This window comes from Serratia sp. Res13-Sevr-LER1-36-b, from assembly GCF_015673035.1.
Taxonomy (GTDB): Bacteria; Pseudomonadota; Gammaproteobacteria; order Enterobacterales; family Enterobacteriaceae; genus Chania; species Chania fonticola_C.
Window position 1 is genome coordinate 1 of the sequence record NZ_JADACK010000018.1, and the last position, 24,940, is coordinate 24,940.

General features: G+C 54.4%; 23 protein-coding genes. 8 read left to right on the forward strand and 15 right to left on the reverse strand.

Annotation, left to right across the window (positions count from 1 at the left end):
- The coding region (locus tag IMQ33_RS11730; RefSeq protein WP_196067757.1) for an IS110 family transposase at window positions 1–810 on the forward strand (810 nt) is incomplete at its 5' end.
- Between the two features lie 63 nt (window positions 811–873).
- Here IMQ33_RS11730 and cbpM read toward each other — a convergent pair.
- From cbpM to IMQ33_RS11755, 5 genes are all read right to left on the reverse strand, one after another.
- A complete protein-coding gene (gene cbpM / locus IMQ33_RS11735; RefSeq protein ID WP_021181020.1) occupies window positions 874–1,176 on the reverse strand; it encodes a chaperone modulator CbpM in 303 nt (100 codons plus the stop codon).
- Entirely contained in the window at window positions 1,176–2,096 is a 921-nt protein-coding gene (cbpA, locus tag IMQ33_RS11740) for a curved DNA-binding protein (RefSeq protein WP_196061486.1), read from the reverse strand. The genes cbpM and cbpA overlap by 1 nt, the downstream gene beginning before the upstream one ends.
- A gap of 608 nt (window positions 2,097–2,704) precedes the next feature.
- The gene (locus tag IMQ33_RS11745; RefSeq protein ID WP_161738443.1) at window positions 2,705–3,511 is read right to left on the reverse strand and encodes a DmsC/YnfH family molybdoenzyme membrane anchor subunit; all 807 of its coding nucleotides are present in this window, start codon (window positions 3,509–3,511) and stop codon (window positions 2,705–2,707) included.
- A 12-nt stretch (window positions 3,512–3,523) separates the two neighbouring features.
- A complete protein-coding gene (locus IMQ33_RS11750) occupies window positions 3,524–4,072 on the reverse strand; it encodes a 4Fe-4S dicluster domain-containing protein (RefSeq protein ID WP_024529732.1) in 549 nt (182 codons plus the stop codon).
- A gap of 3 nt (window positions 4,073–4,075) precedes the next feature.
- Complete coding sequence (locus IMQ33_RS11755) at window positions 4,076–6,409, reverse strand: molybdopterin-dependent oxidoreductase (protein ID WP_196061485.1); 2,334 nt, start codon at window positions 6,407–6,409, stop codon at window positions 4,076–4,078.
- Window positions 6,410–6,626: 217 nt separating this feature from the next.
- Here IMQ33_RS11755 and IMQ33_RS11760 point away from each other — a divergent pair, with 217 nt between their 5' ends.
- Together IMQ33_RS11760 and IMQ33_RS11765 are read left to right on the forward strand one after the other, a co-directional pair.
- Window positions 6,627–7,319 carry an IclR family transcriptional regulator gene (locus IMQ33_RS11760; RefSeq protein WP_065684256.1) on the forward strand — a complete coding sequence of 231 codons (693 nt, stop codon included), beginning with the start codon at window positions 6,627–6,629 and terminating at the stop codon, window positions 7,317–7,319.
- Between the two features lie 101 nt (window positions 7,320–7,420).
- A complete protein-coding gene (locus tag IMQ33_RS11765; protein WP_196061484.1) occupies window positions 7,421–7,807 on the forward strand; it encodes a helix-turn-helix domain-containing protein in 387 nt (128 codons plus the stop codon).
- Window positions 7,808–8,507: 700 nt separating this feature from the next.
- Here IMQ33_RS11765 and IMQ33_RS11770 read toward each other — a convergent pair.
- On the reverse strand, window positions 8,508–8,672 hold the full coding sequence (locus IMQ33_RS11770) for a hypothetical protein (protein ID WP_166732779.1): 165 nt from the start codon (window positions 8,670–8,672) through the stop codon (window positions 8,508–8,510).
- A 492-nt stretch (window positions 8,673–9,164) separates the two neighbouring features.
- Window positions 9,165–9,605 carry a peptidoglycan-binding protein LysM gene (gene lysM, locus IMQ33_RS11775; protein WP_024486819.1) on the reverse strand — a complete coding sequence of 147 codons (441 nt, stop codon included), beginning with the start codon at window positions 9,603–9,605 and terminating at the stop codon, window positions 9,165–9,167.
- A 224-nt stretch (window positions 9,606–9,829) separates the two neighbouring features.
- Between lysM and IMQ33_RS11780 the strand changes: the two genes are divergently transcribed.
- Window positions 9,830–10,021: a YebW family protein gene (locus IMQ33_RS11780; RefSeq protein WP_021181014.1), complete on the forward strand. Its 192-nt coding sequence runs from the start codon at window positions 9,830–9,832 to the stop codon at window positions 10,019–10,021.
- Between the two features lie 85 nt (window positions 10,022–10,106).
- Here IMQ33_RS11780 and IMQ33_RS11785 read toward each other — a convergent pair whose 3' ends face one another.
- The 6 genes from IMQ33_RS11785 to IMQ33_RS11810 form a co-directional block, all read right to left on the reverse strand.
- Window positions 10,107–11,201 carry a porin gene (locus tag IMQ33_RS11785; RefSeq protein WP_304621662.1) on the reverse strand — a complete coding sequence of 365 codons (1,095 nt, stop codon included), beginning with the start codon at window positions 11,199–11,201 and terminating at the stop codon, window positions 10,107–10,109.
- 579 nt (window positions 11,202–11,780) lie between these two features.
- The gene (gene astE, locus IMQ33_RS11790; RefSeq protein ID WP_196061483.1) at window positions 11,781–12,764 is read right to left on the reverse strand and encodes a succinylglutamate desuccinylase; all 984 of its coding nucleotides are present in this window, start codon (window positions 12,762–12,764) and stop codon (window positions 11,781–11,783) included.
- Window positions 12,765–12,776: 12 nt separating this feature from the next.
- A complete protein-coding gene (gene astB, locus IMQ33_RS11795) occupies window positions 12,777–14,117 on the reverse strand; it encodes an N-succinylarginine dihydrolase (RefSeq protein WP_196061482.1) in 1,341 nt (446 codons plus the stop codon).
- 42 nt (window positions 14,118–14,159) lie between these two features.
- Window positions 14,160–15,632: a succinylglutamate-semialdehyde dehydrogenase gene (astD, locus tag IMQ33_RS11800; RefSeq protein WP_196061481.1), complete on the reverse strand. Its 1,473-nt coding sequence runs from the start codon at window positions 15,630–15,632 to the stop codon at window positions 14,160–14,162.
- Window positions 15,632–16,666 carry an arginine N-succinyltransferase gene (gene astA, locus IMQ33_RS11805; RefSeq protein ID WP_196061480.1) on the reverse strand — a complete coding sequence of 345 codons (1,035 nt, stop codon included), beginning with the start codon at window positions 16,664–16,666 and terminating at the stop codon, window positions 15,632–15,634. The genes astD and astA overlap by 1 nt, the downstream gene beginning before the upstream one ends.
- 50 nt (window positions 16,667–16,716) lie before the next feature.
- Window positions 16,717–17,931, reverse strand: coding sequence for an aspartate aminotransferase family protein (locus tag IMQ33_RS11810; protein ID WP_065684251.1), 1,215 nt, complete (start codon window positions 17,929–17,931; stop codon window positions 16,717–16,719).
- An 829-nt stretch (window positions 17,932–18,760) separates the two neighbouring features.
- Between IMQ33_RS11810 and IMQ33_RS11815 the strand changes: the two genes are divergently transcribed.
- Window positions 18,761–19,735, forward strand: a complete 975-nt coding sequence (locus IMQ33_RS11815; RefSeq protein ID WP_098930743.1) for an alpha/beta hydrolase — start codon at window positions 18,761–18,763, stop codon at window positions 19,733–19,735.
- On the opposite strand, the gene IMQ33_RS11820 is transcribed toward IMQ33_RS11815, so the two are convergent.
- Window positions 19,732–21,141, reverse strand: a complete 1,410-nt coding sequence (locus IMQ33_RS11820) for a PLP-dependent aminotransferase family protein (RefSeq protein ID WP_186580903.1) — start codon at window positions 21,139–21,141, stop codon at window positions 19,732–19,734. The genes IMQ33_RS11815 and IMQ33_RS11820 overlap by 4 nt on opposite strands.
- Before the next feature lie 141 nt (window positions 21,142–21,282).
- On the opposite strand from IMQ33_RS11820, the gene IMQ33_RS11825 reads away from it, so the two are divergent.
- Genes IMQ33_RS11825 through IMQ33_RS11835 form a run of 3 tightly spaced genes read left to right on the forward strand, consistent with a single transcriptional unit; the run spans window position 21,283 to window position 23,848 of the window.
- On the forward strand, window positions 21,283–22,683 hold the full coding sequence (locus tag IMQ33_RS11825) for a cytochrome ubiquinol oxidase subunit I (protein ID WP_196061479.1): 1,401 nt from the start codon (window positions 21,283–21,285) through the stop codon (window positions 22,681–22,683).
- A 2-nt stretch (window positions 22,684–22,685) separates the two neighbouring features.
- Window positions 22,686–23,693 carry a cytochrome d ubiquinol oxidase subunit II gene (gene cydB, locus IMQ33_RS11830; RefSeq protein WP_196061478.1) on the forward strand — a complete coding sequence of 336 codons (1,008 nt, stop codon included), beginning with the start codon at window positions 22,686–22,688 and terminating at the stop codon, window positions 23,691–23,693.
- Window positions 23,694–23,704: 11 nt separating this feature from the next.
- Window positions 23,705–23,848, forward strand: coding sequence for a DUF2474 domain-containing protein (locus IMQ33_RS11835; protein ID WP_074028769.1), 144 nt, complete (start codon window positions 23,705–23,707; stop codon window positions 23,846–23,848).
- Between the two features lie 2 nt (window positions 23,849–23,850).
- Here the strand turns inward: IMQ33_RS11835 and IMQ33_RS11840 are convergent, their stop codons facing one another.
- Window positions 23,851–24,939 (reverse strand): acyl-CoA desaturase, encoded by a 1,089-nt coding sequence (locus IMQ33_RS11840; RefSeq protein ID WP_098931915.1) that lies wholly within the window; start codon window positions 24,937–24,939, stop codon window positions 23,851–23,853.
- Window position 24,940 lies beyond the last annotated feature (1 nt).

A 24,940-nucleotide genomic window follows, 5' to 3' on the forward strand; every position in this document is an offset into this window, starting at 1 on the left:
CTCTCTGCCATCACCGTCAAGCTTGTCGTGATGGAGGCGACTGGCCGATATCACTCATTGCTGGCCGCCACGCTTGAGTTGGCCGGGTTACCCGTGGCCGTGGTCAATCCACGCCAGGTGAAAAACTTCGCTCGTGCGTTAGGGACTCTGTACAAAACCGACCCGAATGATGCCCGTGTCATCTGCGAGTTTGGCCGGAGAATGGAGCCCGAAGCCCGTCCCACACCGGACGAACAGACGCAGCGTCTGGCCGGGATGGTGACCCGCCGTCGCCAACTGGTCGATAACAGGACCATGGAGATAAACCGCTACAAAAGCTGCGATGATGTGGTGGTCTCAGTGGGCATCAAGCGACATATCGACTGGTTGACGGCTGAAATCCGGGATGCAGATGACGACATCGACAGGCAAATAAAAGTGATGCCGCTGTGGCGGGAAAAGGCGACGTTGTTGGAGGAAGTCAAAGGTATCGGGCCGACAACGATGGCGGTGCTTCTGGCGATGTTGCCGGAGCTGGGGACACTGAATCGGCACAAGATAAGTGCGCTGGTTGGTGTGTGTCCTTACGCCAATGACAGTGGAAAAATGAAAGGGAAGCGAAGTATCTGGGGAGGGCGAAGCGCAGTGCGTTCAGCGTTGTACATGGCGACCTTGTCAGCAGTGCGGTACAACCCGACAATCCGGGCGTTCTACGAACGCCTGATAGGGCGTGGGAAAGCGTTCAAGGTGGCGGTGACGGCTTGTGTGAGAAAGCTGCTAACTATCCTGAATGCGATGCTGCGGGATAATAAAAAATGGGTGACAAATTAATCATCACCCGTTGACTTTAAACACAGCTGCTCTCCCTGTGGGAGAGGGCTAGGGTGAAGGGCATCACTCTGCGATAAAGCGCTCAAGACGATGGCGTAGCTGAGCGTTCTCCCTGCGCAGCTGTTCAATCTCATCGAGCAACGTCAGCGCTACCGCAATGCCGGGCCAATCCAGAGCCAGTTCACGTTGCAGACGCTGGGCGCGATTAAACGCCGCCACCGCCCCATCATCAAACAGCCAATCATCCACCGTCAGATCGCGAGGCTGGATCACTCCCAACCCCACCACCTCGGCCAGTTCACTTTCCGTTACGCCGGTATGCAGGCAAAACTCGGTAATGGTGAGGGTTATCTGTAGCTTGGCCATTATGCTTTACTCCATTGCGTACGAGGATCGAAGGCCTGATTCGCCTCGGCCAGTCGTTGCCAGAGTGCGGCGCTGTCTGCATCAGGTTTGGCAGGCATGACAATCTTGATCACCGCATACAAATTACCGGTCTCTTTCTTACTGACCAGCCCTTTCCCTTTGACGCGAAGACGCTGCCCGGTCTGACTCCCCGCAGGGATGGTCAACAGGATATTGTCCGCCAGCGTGGGGACAGAAACCTTGGTGCCTAACGCCGCCTCCCAAGGTGCCAAGGGCAGAACGATTTCCAGATCGTGCCCGATCACCTCAAACAACGGATGCGGTGCCAACTGAATAATCAGGTACAAATCGCCATTGGCTCCGCCAGCCATACCCGGCACACCTTGGCCTTTCACGCGGATACGCTCCCCGTCTGCCACGCCCGCCGGGATTTTCACGTTCAGCGTTTTAGCGATCTCTTTCTCTGTCTGACCAAAGGCGTTGTACACCGGCACCTTATAGCTCAGGGTGCGAGTTTGCTCAGTGAGGGTTTCCTCCAGGAACAGCGCCACGCCGATCTCAACATCCTGCCCACGGGCCGCACGCGGTTGGCCCTGCTGGCGGCCACGCGCACGCTGGCCAAACATCGAGGAGAAGATGTCGGAGAAATCCTCGGCACCACCATACTCTTCACGCCGGGTCTGGCGGCCAAAGTTAGGCTCGTTATGATGCAGCCGCATTTGGTCATATTCCGCGCGGCGTTCGCTGTCTTTCAGCACTTCATAGGCTTCTGCGACTTCTTTGAAGCGCGTTTCGGCATCGGGCTCGGTACTGACATCGGGGTGATATTTGCGTGCCAGGCGGCGGTAGGCAGTTTTGATAGCCTTGATATCATCTGAGGGTTTAACCTCTAGAATGGCGTAGTAATCCTTGATTTCCATAATGCTATGGTCTCTTTACTGTGGCCGGAAAGGTGGATAGCGCGTTGATACGTGAGCAAGTTGAGGAGATAAGACTCATTGTAGCGCCATCAAGCAGTTAGTGCAGTATGCGCATCACTTCACGCGGTGATTTAGCGTTTCGGGCTGATTTGTTGCGGAACGTGCGGGAATTACCGTGCTGACAAAGTGTTGATGACTCGGCCCATATCTGAGCCGGTCAACAGGTTGCGAGTGAATTTCGAGTTAACATTGCAGGTTCCGGTTGCTAGCCAGTTTCACGGTTCTTCACCTCCCACGCCTTGTGTGTTATTGACCATCATCACTGGCATTGCCAGAAAAGCGGCGACGCCCACGATCACAAAAAGAGTAATAATCACTGTCATTAACATGCGATCACCCCATCAACGTAGCGTTGTTACGGCTGACTCTCTGTTTTGGTTAATTACATTGCTGGCCTAGACTACTTGGCATTTGCGGTAGCGGGCAAGTTCAGATTAGCTGGTTTTTCCGAATGCTGGCAAGCCCTGTATTGAAGCTTTTTTCTGCTGGATGTTGGGTCGGCCCGCCGTTCAGCGGTGGCACGGCTGGACCGACCTCAGTTTATTGCATCAGAACCAGGGGAATTGGCCCATGACGTTATGATAAAACAGCATACGCCCGACAATTTCCCCCGACACCATTGCCGCCCCGGCTATCACGGCCATCGATGGGGTCAAACGCGGGCGCAGGCTCAGCACCGCGAACAGCACACCACCCACCAACATGCTGCCAACCAGTTGCCACCAAAGCATGATCCCTTGAGCGCTGGCCCCGGCAATCTGGTAACGCCCCATCAACGTCGCCAGCAGCAACAGACAACCAGCCAGCAGGCCATAGCGAACCGTTCGCGTAACGGGCAAACCGCAGCAACTCAAATAGATCCCCAAGGTGGCGAATCCCAATAGTAACGCGGTACTCAGAAACGCCAATTGGGTCAGTGGCGTATGCCACAGCGGATGGCTGGCCATTTGGTAGTAGATTTGCGCCGAGACCAGAATGGCGGCAATCCCCACGACCGATGTGACGAGCCCTAATGCGGTGATCCAAGCCGACTTCTGCGGCCGCAGCCAGCAAGTTGCCAATAGCAGGAACAGGCTGATATTCACCAGGATAAAGGCGATCACCTCTCGGCTTAACCAAGAGTGCGGCAGGCCCAGCACCGCGCGATAGGCCCCAAACGGGCTCCCTAGGTGCAGCAGTGATAAACTGGAGCCAACTACCTCCACCAGCCACAATCCCAGGACCAGATATTTCAGTTGCTTAACGGACATCTGGGATGTTGGTCGCAACCGATAGAGCGTCAAGGCGATAACACCGCCAATGCCCCATTGGCAAAGCACGGTAAAAAACACCAACGGCAGTTCATATTCGTTCATGGCAGCACCTTTTTATTTGTCCGCTGGAATAATGACCACGTTCGGGCCGCTGATGCGATGGTCAGGCAAATGATATCTAGCCTCCAGTACCGCCCAATCCGTTGAGTGGATCTTCCTTAACTCCTCGATATCACCAAACTTCAATACGCCCGCCGGGCAAGACGCTACGCAACGCGGCGGTAATCCTTCATCCAAACGCTCGGCACACATATTGCACTTGCTGGTTTTACCTTCTTGCGGATCGAAGACCGGGGCGTTGTACGGACAAGCCATAATGCACATGCGGCAGCCGATGCATTTCTCGTGATCCTGCACCACAATGCCGTCCGGGCGCTTATGGTAAGTATCCGCCGGGCAAACCTTCATGCATTGCGGATCGTCACAATGGTTGCAGGACATCGAAATAAACCCTTCCGAGTTCGGGCCATCGGTTTCATACTCCCGCACACGCCGCCAAAGCACGCCGGGTGGCGTCTGATTCTCTGACTTACAGGCCATGGAACAGGTTTTACAGCCGTAACAACGCTTAATATCAATCAGAAAGCCATATTGTTTGGTCATGGGTTATCCCTCCGCCCGTACATCAACTAGTGTACTGTTACAGCAATGCCCGGTACCCAACGCCTCTACGGCGTCATTGGTGACGTGGCTGCTGCTGCCTCCCTGCTGTTCCCACCAGCCGTTATCCAGAGAAACTACGCCTCGTTTGATATGCGTCGTCACTACGGCAATCGCACGATGCTCTCCTCGCTGGTTAAATACGGTGGCCCAGTCGCCGTGTTTGATCCGGCGCTGTTGTGCATCCTGCGGATGGATCATCACATTAGGCTTATTGCGCTGCACCTCAAGGATCCATTCGTTCATGCCGTGGCTTGAGTGAATGCTGCGGGCCAGCTTGCGTTGTACCGCCATCAGCGGGTACTTGGCGGCCAATTCCGGCGAGCCTTGCGGCGATTCATTCACTCGCAGGTAAGTGACGACCGGCGAGAACGCCTTCTTCTGCCACTCTTCAATAAAGAAGTGGGCTTTACGAGTCGGTGTGCGGAACACCCCATTTTCAAATGGGATCCAGTCGCCGCTCACCGGTAGCACCGGCCCTTTTTTCAGCTGTTCCAGGGTGATACCGGAACCTTGCAGGCACGCATTGATGTAATGCTCAATTGGCTGATTAAACACGTCGCCAAAGCCAAAGCGTTCCGCCAGACGCGCAAAGATCCAATAATCCGGCTTGGCTTCACCCGGTGGCTCAACCGCTTGTTCCATCAGTTGCACATAGTGGCTACGCACACCCGCCATCAGGCTGACATCTTCAAAAATGGTCGTCACCGGCAGCACCAGGTCGGCATACAGCGCGGTAGAGCTCATCAGGTTATCGGCCACCACCACGAAGGGGACCTTTTCCAACGCCTTTCTGACCATATTTGTGTTAGGCAACTGGGTCATGACCCCCATGGTCATAATCCACCAGAATTTGATCGGGTAAGGCCGGTCATTGGCCACCCACTCACCTACCTTGGAAACCGGTATCGGTGTGATTTTCTTCACCGCAGGAGCTGGTGGAATGATCGGGCTGAACTTCGCCATTTGGCGTGCTCCGCCCGCGTCACAGATCCCCGCTCCCCGCTTGCCGATATTACCGGTGAGCAAGGCCAGGTAGAATTGGCTGGCGGCAACGTAGGTACCAAATTCGGTGCGCTGAGCGCCTGACATATTTTGCACAATCATCGCCGGAGCGGTGGTGGCATAGTCGCGGGCCAAACGCAAAATAGTGTGGGCGGGAATGTCGGTTTCAGCCGCAACCCGATCGAGGGTCCATGGCGCAGCCTGCTGGTACACGGTTTCGAACACGGTACGGTAGCCGCTGTCGGTTGGCAGTTGATGCTGGAACAGCGCCGGGGTGATACCCGCCTGGTCATGCCGCGCCAAGCTTTGGCTGGTGCAGTCATAAACCAGATAGCTTTCACTGTCGGTGGCATCGGCCCGCACCAATTGATCTTTGGCATCCACCAGATACACCGCGCCGGTATGCTGGCGCAGGAAATCCGCGTCAATATGCTGCTCTTCGATAATGATCTTCATCATCCCGAGCGCCAACGCCGTATCGGTGCCCGGCACAATCGGGATCCATTCGTCCGCTTTGGCGGCCGTTTCGTTGAAACGTGGGTCGATAACCACGATGCGTGCGCCCTGCTCTTGTGCACGCAGATAGTTTTTAAAATAGGCCTGCATGGTTACCGCTGGGTTGTTACCCCAGCAGATGATCAAACGGCTGTCGGCAATGGTGTCACGGGTATCGGCATAGCGTAGCCCCACCATTGGCATCATCGCCGCCGTCACAGCCGAGCAGCAGAGCGATCCGGCCTGTTTCACAGAACCGCCCAGATAGTCGAAGAACGCCTTGCCCATATCGTTCTTTATCGAGTCCATGTTGCCAGCATGGGTGGACAGCAGCAGCCCTTCGTTGCCCTGTTCCTTGATGGTGGTACGGATGTTCTTTTCGATTAAATCCAGTGCCTGTTGCCAGGTAATAGGCTCGAATTTGCCCTCACCTTTCTTGCCTACCCGCAGCAGAGGCGTCGTGACGCGCTGCTGGTGATAAACCCATTTGGTACGGCTGATGCCCCGCAGGCAACATTTCACATTAAAGCCTTCCGTCGCTTCAATCTTCATCAGCTTTTTCTGATAGACGTAAGCGGTCAGGTTGCAGTGCAGGCACTCCATCGCACAGGTTGAGCGAAAAGTTTGATAATCCGTCAGCTTTAGATGGATACGGCGTAAGGGTTCTTTTTGTTCGGATGTTAAGGAGAAAGCGCAAGGGGATATTGACGCCAGACCAATAACGCCCAGCCCTTTTAGCAAAGTACGCCGTTTGAGTCGGAGTGAAGAAAGTTCGTTCATAGTTTTTATCTCGGTAATTACACGCCCTGGTGTTCACTATAAATAAACCGAGTTAACCAATGGTATATTGAAGCAGATCAATCCACCTCAAAATAGTTAGTCCTTACGCGCTGAAAATGCTCCCGCTGAGGATGCCAGGATCTGGTTAACTGGGGCATTCACCGCCTTAAACTGGTAAAGTGATCGGATCGAGGTAATAGCAAGTAAGGTAAGCAGAATGTCGGAAGTTCAAGGCGTAAATTCGGTCGATATTGCCGTGTCGGTGTTAGAGAGTGTCACCGCATTGGGGGGAAACGCCCGCGCTTCGGATATCGCCAAACACAGTGGGCTTTCGAAAAGCCGGCTGCATAAATATCTGGTTTCGCTGTGCCGTAGCCAGATGTTGTATCAGGAGCAGGAAACCAGCCGCTACTCGCTTGGCAGCAAGCTGTTGGCGCTGGCCGCGGCGGCAGGCAAACAGCAGACGCTGGCGACAATCATCAATAATGCGCTATGTGAGCTGCGCGATGAGTTGAACTACTCCACTGGGTGGGCGGTGCGCCAAGGGGGTAACATCTTGCTGACGCGCTACAATCGCAGCCATAAAAATATTGATATCGATTACCTTGAAAACACCCTCATCCCCATGAATGCCAGTGCGGCAGGCTATGCCTATCAGGCGTTTGATAGCTCTATTACGCCACTGCTCGAGGCTAAAGAGCTCGAAAAGATCCGCCAGCAGGGCTATGCGGTACGTTACAATGTTACCGAAGGCATCCCTGGGGCGCGAGCGATAGCCTGCCCGATTATCAGCCAGGATAACGTCCTGTTGGGGATGGCGATCACTATGGGGTTTATTCCAGACGACCCGGCAGAGATTGTCCGTCTGGCAGATCGCCTGATGGCGAAGGTCAAAACGATCCCGCTTTAACCGGCACGAAGGTGACAACCCGGGGCCTGTAAGGTACGCTAAGTGAGCCTGCCGTAAGCTCTGCGCTGCGGTTAAACGACAAAATCAATTGGGTAAAGTTATTGATACAAGAACATCACCTCGCACTAGTCTGCGCACTCAGTAAATGGGTCGAAACCCACTTGGGACGAGTGATCCACCTTGAAGAGCTGGCCGAGTATTCCGGCTATTCGCTGTGGCATATGCAGAAGCTGTTCAAAGAAGCGACGGGGATCTCGCTGGGCAAGTACATTCGCGAGCGCCGCCTTGCCGGAGCGGTGTACCAGTTGCGCAGCAGCGAGGCTTCCATTTTCGATATCGCCTTGGATTTTGGTTTCGGCTCCCAATCACACTTCACCTACATGTTCAGAAAGCGTTTCAACATTACGCCCTATGACTTCCGCCAGGATCTAAATGTCGATCTGCATATAGAGCCTCCGCTACATATTATTCACCAGAAGATGGCGTGAGCAGCAGCGGGCTGTTTAAATGACGACAAAAGAAACGGCCCCAGAAAGGAGCCGTTGGCTGAGTATGCTAGCTATGTCAGGGTTGTTGATTAGTCATCCAGCGTTACTTTAGTGCTACCGCCACGAGTACAGCAATGCAAACCCAAAACACCGCCGTGGCGATCACAACATGGGATAATCTTGCATGGGAGAGTAATTGACTCATAAACACCTCGCTTACATCGGCAATAGAACTGACAGAGACTTCCGTACAGATTAGTCTTAGCTTAGCAGGGCTGGATTATTTACGACAGCCTGCTAATTCGGGGTAAATAACAATATTTGATTAACATCACAAACACATTTAAGAAATACATTCACTTTAATCATTAATTACGACTTAAATATAATTAAAGTGAATTTATTTAGAAAAGTTAACCAACCAAGTCCGCAGAACATGCTGCCTGACCATCATAAGCAAAGACCGTCAAAAAATGTGTCACCCCCTGCTACGCCTGAGCTGTAGCGGCTCTGCCATGGCGGGAAAAACGCTATCCAACGATCGTTGCCGAGTTAACGACACGCTGCCGACGAATAATTCGCCACAACCTTTATTAGTGGTTAAATCGCAGCTAGTGCGTTAAATCCCAAATAAACCAAGGCATATGGCAAAAATTTTTCATCGTCGAATCAAGGATTGCGGATAAACGCAGCTCTGGCCTCAGCCGCCTTTGATGTAACAGCTTTTGGCATCGACCTCTTGATCGATATGCCGCAGATCGGATAAATACGTGATGCCAAACAGGATCGACACGACAAGCAACACTGAGACCAATAAGGCAATGACCGCAATAAGCTTGGTTTCATCATGCGGATTGTGTTCCATTTTATCTCCTAAAAACAGTAAGTTATTCCCACCCACTGTGTGATCGTCAACGTAAAAATGATCAATATGCAGCAACTACCGTCAACATTGTGATAACGCGTTGCGCATTGTCCATGGTTTTCCTGATGTTTGTTGTCTAATGGGGTGTTCACACCCTCTACTCTCTTATCGCCTGCCATAACGCCTTGATGCTAAAAAGGGGGGTAACTCCAGGCTCATGTAACAGCCAAATTTACGCTGGCGATAACTAAGATTTTTCTTGCATGCAGACGCTACCAATTTTCTGCAACAGGGTCAAGATTCTCAGGGGTAGTCACCCGCATGCAGACTGGAAACATTCGTTGGATTTATCGAATTGCGGTTGGGAAACGTATAGGGGTGAACATCTGTATGAACGTACGCATTGGTTGAGGAATTTCAGCACAGCGCCCCAGATGGGGCGCCGGATTACGCAGCTCTAAGCTCGCGCTTCGATTACCCAGGCCTTCGGCATCATTGTGGGATGCGCAATACCTGGCCCGGATAGATTTTATCTGGGTGGCTTAGCATCGGTTTGTTGGCTTCAAAGATCTTATTGTACAGGTTGGCATTGCCATACATCTCTTTGGCAACGGCGCTCAGAGTATCGCCCTTCTTGACGGTGTAAAAGCGGCTTTCTGCTTCTGGTTGTGCTACTGCAACATTATCCTCTACGCCGCTGATACCTGCCACGTTACCTACAGCAACCAGAATTTTTTCTTTCAGTTCCTGGCTGATACCGTCCCCGGTGACCACAGCCTTGCCATCAACGACCTGAACATCCACCTTATCCGTATCGGGCAGGCCACTGTTATCAAGGTGCGCTTTCAGCTTGGCGCTTTGATCCTCAGCGTTACCACTCACCGTATCCCACAGTTTTGCGCCAGCTTCTTTGACGAAGTTAAACAATCCCATATTCGCTCCCGTTAATGATTGGATAGTTAAGAAATTTTAAAACTCATTAAGCTTAGCAGTACAGAGCGGAACTTCAATCCTCTTAAGGATGATTAAACGCTGCCATAATTCTGAAAATACCGTTTTTGTCTGGTCAATTATTATTTTTTTGTATTAATTAGCTAAATTCAGCCAAATTTTACCTACAATGGGGGTTGGAGCCTTAATGGGGGACGCGATAGGTTATGTACGCATTGGTGATGTTCGTTTGCTATCTGGATGGCGGCTGTGCCGACATCGTCGTCGACGTGCTGCGTGATGAGCATCAATGCCTGGTAGCAATGAAAGAACAACGGTTACGCCATGCCGGCTGTTTTCCGATCGAGGACTTTATCGACGGCTTCTGGCTGCCTGCCAGCGAGTACGCTCCTTTCTGATCCCTCAAGCCAAACCGAAAAAGGCAGAGCTTGCGCTCTGCCTTTTGGACCACGTTCCGACACAGGAATGAGGTTTGAATACAACTTAGAAACGGTAGGTCAAACTGGCTGCCACGATGTTGTCAGTATTCAGTTTCAGCTTGTTATCGTCATTCAGCTGGTTGATTTTGTAATCAACGTAGGTGTACATGTTTTTGTTGAAGTAGTAAGTCGCGCCGATATCGATATATTTCACCAGATCGACATCACCGATGGTTTCAATATCTTTACCCTTGGACTGCAGGTAAGCCAGTGATGGGCGCAGGCCATTTTCGAACTGGTATTGCGCGACCACTTCAAAGTTTTGCGTCTTGTTGGCAAAGCCAGCAACGCCGTTAACCGTGATCGGGGTCATGTTGCGGGTTTCAGCGTACATAGCCGCCAGATACACCTGGTTGGCGTCATACTTGAGCGCTGTGGTCCAGGCCGTTGCGCTGTCACCTTTGCCGTAGGTAGCGCCGTAGGCAGCGTCCTTCTGATATTTAGTACGGTTAGAATCAGAGAAGGCTACCGCAGCACCAATGCCGCTACCGCCGATGTCCTGATAGTCCACAGACATACCATAGCCATCACCGTTCTGCTTGTGGATGTTGCTGCGGTCATTCTCGTTCTTACCCTGATACTGCAAGGCGATATTCAGACCATCAACCAGACCGAAGAAGCTGCGGTTACGGTAGGTAGCCAGGCCAGTAGAACGGCCATTCATGAAGTTATCTGTGTAGGTATAGGTATCGCCGCCAAACTCCGGCAGCATATCGGTATACGACTCTACATCGTAAACCACACCGTAGTTACGGCCATAGTCAAAGGAACCGTAGTTGGCGAATTTCAGGCCAGCGAAGCCCAGACGAGTTTTGGTGCCTTCGGTACCCGCTGACTCAGCGTGGTTAGCCTGGACGTTGTATTCCCACTGACCGTAACCCGTCAAATCGCTGTTAATCTGCGTTTCGCCTTTAAACCCAAAACGCACATAGGTCGCATCGCCATCGGCAGATTTGTTATCGCTGAACAAGTGCTTGGCGTTAACACGACCGTACAGGTCGAGCTTATTGCCATCTTTGTTGTAGATTTCGGCCGCATTGGCCATTGAGGCGGCGGTGGCAAGAACAACCGCCAGGGCTACTACACTGCGTTTCATCATTTATTTTCCTAGATTTTATTAAAAGCTGCCCGTCACGCCCAATTTATGCTTTGGGCTGTGATTTTTATCATTTTGTTTTTTTATCTACGCCCCTTAATAAAGCGCCATGTGACATTAGCATCATGAATAAAAACTTAAAATAAAAAAGTTCATGAAACAGCGCGCATAAAGCATGTTTATTTGTAACTAAATATTACATAAAAGTGCTATTCTAATATAATGATTTAAATAGATATTTAATGCATAAGCCATAACACTCACGTTGAAAAGCACCAAAATGGTGCAACCACGTTTCATTTTGTGTGATTAACCTACGATTTTGAATAACCACAAAATTAGCATGCTAATCAATAACGTTACTTATTTCACACTTTTAACTTATATCAATCTGATTAGCGGAAATGGTGCGAATAACTCTATCTTTAATCTGTTTTTTACTCATTGGGGTAAATCATAGCGAGTAATGGTACGTAACAGGCAAAATACCCTATCAACTGATTAAATAAATTACGCTATTAAGGTTTGAAAGGAAAAATGTCGCCACAGGTCACCTACCTGTGGCGTAATAAACGGGTGAGATTAAAACAGGGTACTACGCGGGACTTCGGTCAACATCATGCCTGCACGTAACCCCAATGCCACCTTGGGGTTGGGAAACAGGACCCACTCCTTTTCATGCTGCACCCGATAGCTTTCCCCCGGCTGCTCATACAGTAAAGTGCCCTGCGGCAGAGCGGTAAAATTGGCAGTATCTTCACTTAAATAGAGTTTGAACGATTCACTGCGTTTAATCAGCGACCGCTCGACACGGAACACCCGAATCGGAGCCTCCCCCCGTAAAGGGAGAGATTGCCCGCAGACCAGCGCCTGCAGCGCTTTATTGATAGCGGAAAACTGCTGCAGATCGTTGCTGCCAAAGGGACGCGCCTTGCCCAATTCGAGGGTACAGCTGGCCGCCTGCGCATGCTCGCTGGAAAAGTGGCTGAACGTGCCGCCGGGCGCCTGGTGTATCACCAGAGCATCCAACTCGGCGGCGTCTAGTAACGCCAACATCTCGGGGCTGTAACTTTGTGGTTGATAGGGCAGGATACCAAAGCGTGGCAGCAACGATCCGCGGATCGCCGTGTGCAGATCGTAATGAAAGCGGGTGGCCTGCTCCCCGGCAAAGAAATTGCTGACCGCTTGTTCTAACTGCTGCGCCCGCGCCGTTTCGCCAGAGGGCTCAAACTGCCGATAGCGCCCACCAAACATGCGATTCATATCACTTGCCAGATAACGTTGATTGGTTCGCATCGCCGGTGGATTGCCCAACACCACCAGCAAGCGCACCGCCAATGGCCGCACGCCTGCGAAGATCTCGTTCACTAGCCGGTCAAGCAGTTCGATCGGCGCCGTTTCATTGCCGTGAATACCGGCAGAAAGCACCACAGCTTGCCGATAGCCTTGCTGTGGGCTGAGCTCCAATAGCCCTTCCCCCAGCCACTTCCAGCGCAGTGCAGCGTTTTCACCCTGGGTGGTGGCGGGTTGCTTTCCTGCCAACGTCAGAGCCAATAAATTGTTCACTATTGCCTCCGGTTACTGTTGGAACGGGTAAACATTACCCAGCCCAAGGATAGAAGTCAGGGCATCCAGCGCCGCACGCCCTTCATGCAGCAGTTGCGGGTCTGCCAGATCCTCCTGTACCAAGCGATCGCGATAATAGCGGTCTACCCAGTCGTTCAGGGTGGCGAAAAGCGTATCGTTCATCATCACCCGTGGGTTCACCGCCCTCAACTCGGCACCGTTCAGCGCCACGCGTAAACGCAGGCAAGCCGGGCCACCGCCGTTGCGCATACTTTCGCGCAGGTCGAACACCTTGATCTCGTCGATTGGCCCACCGCTGGCCACCATCTCCGACAGATAATGCCAAACGCCCGGATGCTGGCGGGACTCTTCCGGCACCACGATCATCATCTTGCCATCGGCTTTGGTCAGGATCTGGCTGTTAAACAGGTAGGTCGCCACCGCATCCCCTACGCTGACACGGGAGGTTGGCACTTCTATCGCCACCAGATCCGTCTCCAGCGACGCCATCTTACGGCGGATTTGATCCAGCCCCTGCTGCTGGTGCAGGAACGCCTGCTGATGATGGAACAGCACCTGCTGATTGCTGACGGCGATCACGTCGTTATGAAAAACGCCCTGGTCGATCACCGCCGGATTTTGTTGCAGAAATACCGTGTGTTGCTCGTGCAACTGATGCAGGCGGGCGATCGCCTCACTGGCCTCGCGCGTCTGGCGAGCCGGGTAACGCGTGGGAGCACTTTCCCCGCCAAACTCCTGCTTGCCATACACAAAGACCTGCACCCCGCGTTTGGCATAGTCGCCCCCAAGGCGGTTATGGTTGGCGGCGCCCTCATCCCCAAAGAGTGTCACCTGCGGTAAGGCATCATGGTGAGCAAAGTATTGCTCATCTTTAAAGATGGCACGCAGCACGCTGGAGGTGGTTTCGGCCTCAATCGCGCGATGGAATTTGTTATTCAGGTTGGCGGCGGTGAAATGCACTTTACCATCCTGACTGTCTGGCGAAGGTGAAACCGTCGCGGCATTGGCCGTCCACATGGATGAAGCCGAACTAAGCGCCGAGAGCAGGCGCGGTGAGGTGCGCATCGCCTGGGCCAGTACGCTTTCGTCGCTGCCGCTGAAGCCCAATTTACGTAGCGTAGGGAGATGAGGCCGTTCCTGCGGTGGCAACACGCCCTGCTGGAAGCCCATATCTGCCAGCGCTTTCATTTTCAGCAGCCCCTGCTTTGCCGCCAGCTTGGGGTTCGATACGCTGTTACGGTGCTGTGTCGAAGCCTCGTTGCCAAACGACAGCCCGGCATAGTGGTGCGTCAAGCCAACCAACCCATCAAAATTGACTTCATATCCGGACATTTTGCTCTCCTGTAGACTGCGAACGGTAATGCCTGGGGCAGATCAGTTAAATATCAGGCCCGGTGACAGGCTGGTTGGCAGCGTCAGACTGGCACTTTCCAGCGAAGCCATCGGCCAAGCGCAGTAATCTGCCGCATAGAACGCACTTGGACGATGGTTGCCGGAAGCTCCTACACCACCGAAAGGTGCCGCACTAGAAGCCCCGGTCAGCGGCTTGTTCCAGTTGACAATACCGGCTCGCGCCTCCAGCAACAGCCGTTCGAACTGCTCCCGCTGCGGGGACACCAGACCAACGGACAGGCCATAGCGCGTGTTATTAGCCATGCGCAGCGCCTGGTCGAAATGGTCGTAACGAATGATCGTGGTCAGCGGGCCAAAATATTCTTCGTCTGGCACGTCCGCCACGCCGGTCACATCGATAATGCCAGGGCTTAATAATGCGCTGCCGCTCTCCAGCGATTTCATGGTCAACAAAGCTTTGCCGCCCAATGCCAACAGATGGTGCTGAGCTGCCAGCATGTTCTCTGCCGCAGCGGAGGAAATCACCCCGCCCATAAACGGCTGAGGTTCAGCATCCCAACGGCCGATACGCAGCGTAGATGCCACCTGAACCAGGCGTGTAATAAAGGCATCGCCCTGCGGCCCGTTTTTCACCAAAATACGACGAGCACAGGTACAGCGCTGTCCGGCAGAAATAAACGCCGATTGAATGGCCAGATTCACCGCCGCGTCACAATCTTCTACCTGTTCGACGATCAGCGCGTTGTTGCCACCCATCTCCAACGCCAGGATCTTTTCTGGCTGACCGGCCAATTGGCGATGCAGGTGATAGCCGGTGCCAGCACTGCCGGTAAACAGCAGCCCATCAATATCGGCACAGCTTGCCAAGGCCTCACCGGTTTCACGTCCACCTTGCACCAGATTGATCACTCCATTCGGCAAACCCGCCTGCAGCCACAGCTGTAACGTCACCTCCGCCGTCAACGGCGTCAATTCGCTGGGTTTGAACACCACGCAGTTGCCCGCCAGCAGCGCCGGAACGATATGCCCATTCGGTAAGTGACCAGGGAAGTTATACGGGCCAAATACCGCCAGCACGCCATGCGGCCGATGGCGTAACACCGAGGCTCCGTCGGCCATCGCCGTTTCCGTCACCCCAGTACGCGCCTGATAGGCCTCTAATGAAATGCCCACCTTGCCAATCATCGCCTGGACTTCGGTCAAGGTTTCCCAGCGAGGTTTACTGGTTTCACGGCTGATGGTCTCGGCCAGATGTTGTTTATGCTCTTCCAGCAACGCCGCGAAGCGTTTTACCAACTGTTCGCGCTTTGCAAACGGCGTGCGCGCCCAAGTAGGGAAAGCCTCGCGTGCAGCTGTGCAGGCCGCAGTCACGTCGTCAATATTAGCCGAGTTGGCTTGCCACAGCGGCAGGTTATCCAACGGATCGGTTTTGCTGAATTCAGCGCCCCGGCCAGCCAGCCAGACGCCATTAATTAACAATGCAGGATGCGACATTACACTTTCTCCTGAGCGATAAGCTTGATGACCCGTACCGGGCTCCCCTGTTCGACGCCCAGCGCCGCAGCCGTCTCGGCGTTGATACGCAAGCGGTCATCATGCAGTTGGGCATGCACCAACAGGGCGCGATAATTCTGATAGTGGTCGTTGGCCACCAGGTAGGCCGGTGCCTCGCTGAATACCTGTGCATCATCCAGCACAACCTTCACCAGTTTGCTGCGCTTGACCGCGCGGATCTCGTCGATCTCGGCTTCCAGCGTCGGGCCCCCGTCAAAGATATCGACGTAGCCCTGATAGCGCAGCCCTTCAGCTTCCAGCAGCTTGCGCGCTGGTGCGGTTTGCGGGTGAACTTCGCCGATCACCTTCTGCGCATCTTCGGCCAGAAAGTCGACGTACAGCGGGTGTTTCGGCATCAGTTCGGCGATAAACGCCTTTTGCCCGGTGCCGCTGAGATAATCCGCCTTGGCGAACTCGATAGAAAAGAAGTGGCGGCCAACGCTTTCCCAGAAGGGGGAACGGCCATTCTCATCGGAATAACCTCGCATTTCCGCGATCACTTTGCGGGAGAATTGATTACGAAATGCGGCCATAAACAGGAAGCGGACCTTTGACAGCAGTTTGCCATTCTCGCCATGGCGGTAGTCCGGATCGAGGAACAGCGTACAGAGCTCCGAATGGCCGGTATGATCGTTGCTTAAAAACAGCGTTGGCACCGATTTATAGACATTAAGCTGCTTTGAGGCATGCACCTGGGTACCCACGCGGAAGCTGTACCAGGGTTCAGTCAGCCCAACCGCGACTTCGATCGCGCTGACGCCAACGACCTGTTGCCGTTCGGTATCCTCCATCACAAACAGATAGCAGCGATCGCTTTGGGGAAGTTCGCCTTGCCAGGTTTTTAACGCCCGCTCAATACGTGCCGACAGCGTCTCTTCATTCTGCGGCAAAGAGGTGAGGCCAATACCGGATTTACCGGCGAGCGTCAGCAGGTCAGCCAGGTCACGACGCTCTATGGGGCGGATAATCATCATAATGCGAACCTCGGAAGTCATCGGCTGCGCACCGGGCGCAGCCGCCTTGATTAGCTGCAAATCCGCGCCACAGCACGCGCGAATCGCGCCAGCCCCTCTTTCACATCCTGTTCAGGGATGATCAGCGAAGGCGTAAAGCGCACCACGTCCGGGCCTGCGATCAGGGCTATCACCCCCTCCTCGTTAGCCAGCTGAGTGATCTGCTTGGCTCTACCGGCATATTCCGGGTTCAGAGCGCAACCAATTAACAGACCCGCCCCGCGGATTTCGCTAAAGATCGGATACTGTAGGTTGATTTCCGTCAGCCCGGCGATAAACCACTCGAGACGCTGCTTCACCCCATCAAGTACTTCCGGAGTGTTAATCAGCGAGAACACCACCCCAGCTACCGCCGCCGCCAGCGGGTTACCGCCGTAGGTGGTGCCATGAGTGCCAACGCCCAGGGTTTTCGCCAGTTTGTCGGTGGTGATCATCGCCCCAATCGGGAAACCGCCGCCCAACGCCTTGGCAGTGGTCAACACGTCTGGCACCACCCCGTAATTCATATAGGCATACAGCGAGCCAGTACGGCCCACGCCGGTTTGCACCTCATCAAAGATCAGCAGTGCGCCGTGGCGATCGCACAGTTCACGCAACCCTTGCAGGAATTGCGCTTGTGCCGGTACCACACCGCCCTCGCCCTGAATCGGCTCAACGATCACCGCACAGGTACGGTCGTTAATCACCTGCGCAGCCGCCCCCAGATCGTTAAACGGCGTGTGCGTTATCCCGCCAGGCAGTGGCGCAAAATCCTGTGAATATTTTGGTTGGCCCCCGGCAGACACGGTAAACAGGGTGCGGCCATGAAACGCGTTATTGAACGCGACGATCTGGTTCTTTTCTCTGTTGCCACTATCCAGCGCATATTTGCGCGCCAGCTTCAGCGCGGCTTCGTTAGCTTCCGCGCCGGAGTTGCAGAAAAATACTTTGTCGGCAAAGGTGGCATCAATCAGCTGTTTGGCCAGGCGCAACACCGGCTCGTTGGTATAACCGTTGCCCAGATGCCAAAGCTTGCCTGCCTGTTCGACCAGCGCCGCTAACACCTGCGGATGGGCGTGGCCCAGAGCATTGACGGCAATGCCTCCGGCGAAATCAATATAGGATTTCCCCTGCTGATCCCAAACCTGTGAGCCTTCTCCCCGCACCAAAATAAAATCCGCAGGGGCATAAACCGGGATCATCCAGTCGTCGAAAGACTGGCGGGTAACTGCGATTGGCTGTTCCATAATGACCTCATAACGTCAGCAAAGGCTGAATTTTGGCGGTAAGGACCGCTCTGGCGGCGCAAGACCGGCGAAAAAGCAAATTAACCCTATTATTCGGTGTCTTTTCCGGCCGACGATAATGCTGCTCACCGCCGCCTATTCAGATACAAACCTGTTACATAAAATTGGTTATTCACTATTAATGCCGCATTTAGCGCCCCGGAGCGGGGAATAAATGTTAATGAGTAGTTAAAATACAGCCCATTTGATAAATAGTGTAGAGCAGCTATCGTGCCAGAACGGGCTTTTTGACGGATTTACTAATTTTTTTCGTTAAAACAAGGAGTTATATTGCATAAATATTCAATAATTATGCATTTGTAATGATTAAAGGCAAAAATAGGGCCTAAAATCATCAGCGACGGAGAAATCCTATTCAATCGCAAAATTCTTCTGCTTTTCTGATCCTGCTCGCAAAAATAATTACGTTAGATGGCGGTAACAGCGCCCTTTTGCACCGCGATCGTGCAATGTGCCCTCATTTAGCGCAGCAAAATGCCCCTCTCCCACAGGGAGAGGGAACAGTTCGTGCCACAATTTATCTAGGTATTCGTCCTTTGGGAGGGGACCGATCGAGTAGATCTGAAACTGCGGTGATTCACTTATGCATGAGGAGGTGAGTTTGCTGAGAGGGCCTCTTCACTTCCACCAGAGCAGGAGCTATCAGCTCCCTCTCCTTTGGGAGTGGGTTGGGGTGAGAGCACCATATTACGGGTTAACCTCCAGTCTTTGACTACACTGTTAAGCTACCCCCTACTCAATGTTCCTCCTCAACCTTAAGGATCCCAACATGAGCAAGAAAACCTTTGATGCCACCCAGCCCGCAGCGGTTAAAGACGTAGCCGCCTTTCTGGCGGAGTTGAATGCCAGCGGCGGCAAACCGATGGAACAGATGAAGCCGAAGGAGGCACGTAAGGTGTTGGAAGGCGCGCAACGCAGCGTGGAGGTGGTACAGCGTGAGGTCGAGATCGAAGAGAAAACCATTCACGTGGCCGATCAGGACATCCTGTTGCACATCGTGCGCCCGCCACGAGTGAAAGGTAAATTGCCGGTATTTATGTTTTTCCACGGCGGTGGCTGGGTATTGGGTGACTTCCCGACCCACGAACGATTGGTGCGCGATCTGGTTTACAGTTCCGGTGCGGTAGCGGTATTTGTCAATTACACACCGTCACCAGAAGCCCACTATCCCACCGCCATCGAGCAAGCCTACGCGGCCACGGAATGGGTGGCGGAATACGGAGAGAAAATCAACGTCGATGGCAGCCGACTGGCGGTAGTGGGCAATAGCGTTGGCGGTAACATGGCGACGGTGGTCAGCCTGATGGCTAAAGAGCGAGGCACACCGGCACTGCGCTGCCAAATCCTGCTGTGGCCGGTCACCCACGCCAGTTTTGATCGCGATTCCTATCATCAGTTTGCCGAAGGCCATTTCCTGACGCGCAATATGATGAAGTGGTTTTGGGACAACTACACCACCGACAAGGCCCAGCGTAAGGAGATCTACGCCTCACCGCTCAATGCGAGCCTGGAACAGCTGCAAGGGCTGCCACCTGCGCTGATCCAAACCGCCGAGCTGGACGTACTGCGGGATGAGGGGGAAGCCTACGCCCGCCTGCTAAACGCGGCTGGCGTCGAGGTGACCGCCACCCGCTACAATGGGCTGATCCACGATTACGGCCTGTTAAACCCGCTCGCCCAGGTTCCGGCGGTCCATTCGGCTATTCATCAGGCCGGACGCGCATTGAAGCATTATCTGGCCTAGCCCAGGTTACGGATCAGCCTGGCCAAGGTCTTGATGGCGGTTTCAAGCCTGTCGCTCCACTCGAAAGAGGCGTTCAGGCGAAAACAGTGGTTGAAACGATCGCCGGTAGTGAACATTCGCCCCGGCGCAATACTGATGCCCTCAGCCAGCGCACGCTGGTAAAGCTCCATGGAAGACTGTGTCGCCTCCAGCTCCAGCCACAGGAAATAGCCTCCGTCCGGCTGGCTGACCTTCACCGTTGGCGGGAAGTGATGGGCGATCGCCTGATGCATGGCGCTTTGGCGCTGGGCCAATAAACGCCGCAGGCGACGCAGATGGGTATCATAGCCGCCATGCAGCAGATAATCGGCGATCGCCATCTGGGTCGGCACGCTGGTTGAAACGGTACTCATCAGTTGCAAGCGCTGGATCTGCGGCGCATAACGCCCTGCCGCCACCCAGCCCACACGGAACCCTGGAGCCAGACATTTTGAGAACGACGAGCAGTGCAAAATCTGCCCGCCCTGATCCAACGCTTTGGCAGGCAAGGGCCGCTCGGCGCTGAAATAGAGTTCGCCGTACACATCGTCCTCCAGCAACGAGATCTGATGTTCGCGCAGCATCGTCACCAGCCGTTTTTTATTCTCGTCCGACATGCTCGACCCTTGCGGGTTCTGGAAATGGGTCATCAGCCAGCAGGCCTTGATCGGATACTGCTCAATCGCCTGCTGTAACGAATCCAGATCGATCCCGTGCTGCGGGTGGGTAGCAATCGCCACCGCTTTCAGCTTCAGGCGTTCCAGCGCCTGCAACGCGCCGTAAAATGCCGGGGATTCAATCGCCACCGTGTCGCCCGGCTGCGTCACCGCTTGCAGGCTGAGGCTTAACGACTCCATCGCCCCGGCGGTGATCACAATCTCATCAGGGGATACCTGCATCCCATTCAGCGCATAGCGTTGAGCAATATGGCGACGCAATGCCTCGTTGCCGGGCGGCAGATTAGCAAGCGAACTGTGAGGCGTGAATTTCCGGGCTACGCTGCTCAGCGCCCTGGCCAACTTGGGTTGCATAAACAGGGTGGCATCCGGGAAAGCCGAGCCGAAGGGGACAATTTCTGGATCCTTACAGGCTTGCAGCACGTCAAAGATAAAGGCGTTGATATCCACCTGTTCGCTCACCAGCAATTTCTCACCCCGGATGGGCTGTGGTAACGCCTGTGAACGGGCCGCCACATAGTAACCAGACTGCGGCCGCGCTACGATCCAACCCTGGCTTTCCAGTAGCTGGTATGACTGCACCACCGTCATCAGGCTCAGCCCGGCACGTTTACCGCTTTCCCGCAGCGAGGGCAGTTTGTCCCCGGCACGCCATACCCGGTTCTGGATCTGTTCGCGGATCTGCTTGGCAAGCTGTTCATATCTGGTCATACAATTCCAACTGTTATAGGAAAAAGTAAAATAACTGTCACTGTTATCGTTACTCTACTCCATGCTCTACTTAGCGCAAGTTTTAATAAGCAAGCTTTCGCTTTCCTAAGAGGCCGATTATGAACAAATCAAGGAGGCTCCATGTTCGGACTTGATGCATTGGAGCTGGCACGGATCCAGTTCGCCTTTACCGTTTCCTTCCATATTATCTTCCCGGCGATCACCATCGGCATGGCCAGCTATCTGGCGGTGCTCGAAGGCCTATGGCTGAAAACCGGCAATCAGGCTTACCGAGACCTGTACCACTTCTGGTCCAAAATCTTCGCCGTCAACTTCGGCATGGGCGTGGTTTCCGGCCTGGTAATGGCCTATCAGTTCGGCACCAACTGGAGCTTTTTCTCCGAATTTGCCGGCAGTATCACCGGCCCATTGCTGACCTATGAAGTGCTGACCGCCTTCTTCCTCGAAGCCGGATTCCTGGGCGTGATGCTGTTTGGCTGGAATCGTGTTGGCCCCGGCCTGCACTTCTTTGCCACCTGTATGGTAGCACTCGGCACGCTGATCTCCACCTTCTGGATCCTGGCTTCCAACAGCTGGATGCAGACCCCGCAGGGGCACGAGATCATCAATGGAGTCGTCGTACCGGTTGACTGGTTCAAAGTGATCTTCAACCCGTCCTTCCCTTACCGCCTGCTGCATATGACCACTGCGGCATTCCTGTCGTCGGCCTTCTTTATCGGTGCCTCGGCGGCCTGGCACCTGCTGCGTGGCCGTGATACGCCAGCCATGCGCAAGATGCTGTCGATGGCCATGTGGATGGCACTGATCGTCGCCCCTATTCAGGCGGTGATCGGCGACGCACACGGCCTCAATACGCTGAAATATCAACCGGCCAAAATCGCCGCCATCGAAGGCCACTGGGAGAACCCGCCAGGAGAGGCCACGCCGTTGATCCTGTTCGGATGGCCGGATATGGAGCGTGAAGAAACCCGTTTCAAGGTGGAAATTCCTTACCTAGGCAGCCTAATCCTCACCCACAGCCTCACCGAGCAGGTTCCGGCGTTGAAATCCTTCGCACCGGAAGATCGCCCGAATTCCACCGTGGTGTTCTGGTCGTTCCGCATCATGGTGGCGCTGGGCATGCTGATGATCCTGGCTGGCGTGTGGAGCCTGTGGCTACGCTGGCGCGGCGGACTGTATCAGTCCAAACCCTTCCTGTACTTCATTCTGTGGATGGGGCCTTCAGGGCTGATTGCCTTGCTGGCGGGGTGGTTCACCACCGAGATTGGCCGCCAGCCGTGGGTCGTCTACGGGCTGCAACGCACCGCCGATGCCGTCTCTGCCCATGGCGACATCCATATGAGCGTGAGCCTGCTGGCCTTTATCGCCGTCTACTGCTCGGTGTTTGGCGTCGGTTACTCCTACATGATGCGCCTGATCCGCAAAGGCCCGCTGGCCCATGAAGGTGACGAGCCAAGCGGCCACGGCACACCGGCACGCCCGCTCTCAGCGGTACACGAAACTTTGGACGACAGGAGCTGAACATGGGTATCGATCTTCCGCTGATTTGGTTTGTGATCATCGTGTTCAGCACCATGATGTATGTGGTCATGGACGGCTTTGATCTGGGCATCGGAATTCTGTTCCCGTGGGTGAAAGACAGCCACGATCGCGACGTAATGATGAATACCGTGGCACCGGTATGGGACGGCAACGAAACCTGGCTGGTGCTTGGCGGGGCCGCCCTGTTTGGGGCTTTCCCACTGGCGTATGCGGTGATCCTGGATGCGTTGGCCATTCCCCTCACGCTAATGCTGTTTGGCCTGATCTTCCGCGGCGTGGCCTTTGAGTTCCGCTTCAAGGCCAAACCGGAGAAACGCCATATTTGGGACAAGGCGTTTATCGGCGGTTCAATCCTGGCCACCTTCTGCCAGGGCCTGGTCGTCGGGGCGATTATCGACGGCTTCCCGGTGGAAGGCCGCGCCTATGTTGGCGGCCCCTTCGACTGGTTCACTCCGTTCGCCCTGTTCTGCGGTTTGGGCCTGGTAGTGACCTATGCGTTACTTGGCTGTACCTGGTTGGTCATGAAAACAGCGGGAAGCCTGCAGGCCCGGATGCATCGTCTGACCACACCGCTGTTGGTTAGCCTGCTGCTAATCCTGCTGGCCGTCAGCGTCTGGACGCCAATCGCTCACCCTGAAATTGCGACCCGCTGGTTCAGTCTGCCGAACCTGTTCTGGCTGCTGCCGGTGCCGCTGCTGGTACTGCTCAGCGCCTGGGGGATCTGGCACGGCGTACGCCACGATGCCCACTATTCGCCATTCCTGCTGACGCTGTTGCTGGTATTTCTGGGGCTAAGCGGCCTGGGTATCAGCATCTGGCCGCTGCTGATCCCGCCGACTATCACCCTGTGGCAAGCCGCTGCACCGCTACAAAGTCTGGGCTTCATGCTGGTGGGCGCACTGTTTATTATTCCGATTATTTTGGTCTACACCTTCTGGAGCTACTACGTGTTCCGCGGCAAGGTGAGCCATGAGGATGGGTATCATTGATGAATAAGACGATGAATGAGAACACCGCCACCATTCCCTGGTGGAAACGCGTCGGCTGGTTGGTGATTATCTGGAGTGCCAGCGTTCTGGGGCTGTTTTTGGTCGCTTCGCTATTCCGCCTGCTGATGACCGCCGCCGGGATGAAGCCGGAATAACTTTACGGCTTCCCCATCGCCCCCAAAAAACGCTGTTGCATCTGCAACAGCGTTTTCAGATCCAGGCACTGATAATCCAGCCCGTGCTGGGCAGCGACTTCGGCAATAATCTTCGCCAGAGCCGGGTAATGCCGATGGCTCCAATGCGGGAACAGATGGTGAGTCAGGTGCAGGTTGGCACCGCCCAGCCAGTAGCCAACCCAGCGTGGCGTGGCCTGCCAGTCGAAGGTGGTGGAAAACAGATGTTGATACCAGCCATGCACCATCTTGCCCTGCTCGGGAACCTGATAAAAATTGGCTTTGGCCCAATGGGTACCGACAATCAACATCACAAACACCAACGACGACAGCATCTGGCTCAGCAGGTAAGTCAACCAGATCGCCGTAGCACTGACCTCAGGCGGCATCAGCCATAGCGGGATTGCCAACGCCAACGTGAAGTGCGCCAGCTTGCTCAGCAAGAAAACGCCCCAGCCTTTGCGCCCCTGCAACATCATCTTGGGCGTCATGCGCGTTTTGCCAGCCCGATCCAACCAGTCAAACAGCCAGATGTAATACGGGAAAGTCAGTGCCGCCACTATCGGCCAGTAGTATTGCTGCAAACGCATAAAGGTTTTGCGCTGCTGGAACGGCGTTTGCCGCAGCACGCCGTTCGGCTCGATATCCGGATCGTAACCTTCAATGTTGTTGTAGGCATGGTGGAAAATGACGTGGCGCACCCGCCAACAGTCCGCATCCAGCCCCAACGGGATGCTCACAATAAAATTAAGCCAGTGGTTCAGCCGTGCCTGTTTGAAAAAGGCATTGTGTGAGGCGTCGTGCACCACGTTCACCGTCAACATCATGGCGGAGAAAATAAAGCCGACGTAGCAGCCGAAATAGGCCCAGGCGTTTTGCTGTTGCAAACTGAGTGCATAAAAGCCCGCGCACACCAGGATCAGCAGCAACACTTTGGCGAACATTCCGCGGTCGGCAAAGCGGTGGTCGCCCCGCTCCGCCAGATAAGCCTGGCTGCCACGCATCAGCGCCAGATGAATGTCGCGGTTCTCCCGTTGGAACGCCAAGGGCCGCAACGGCGTGGTGTCTGGCATT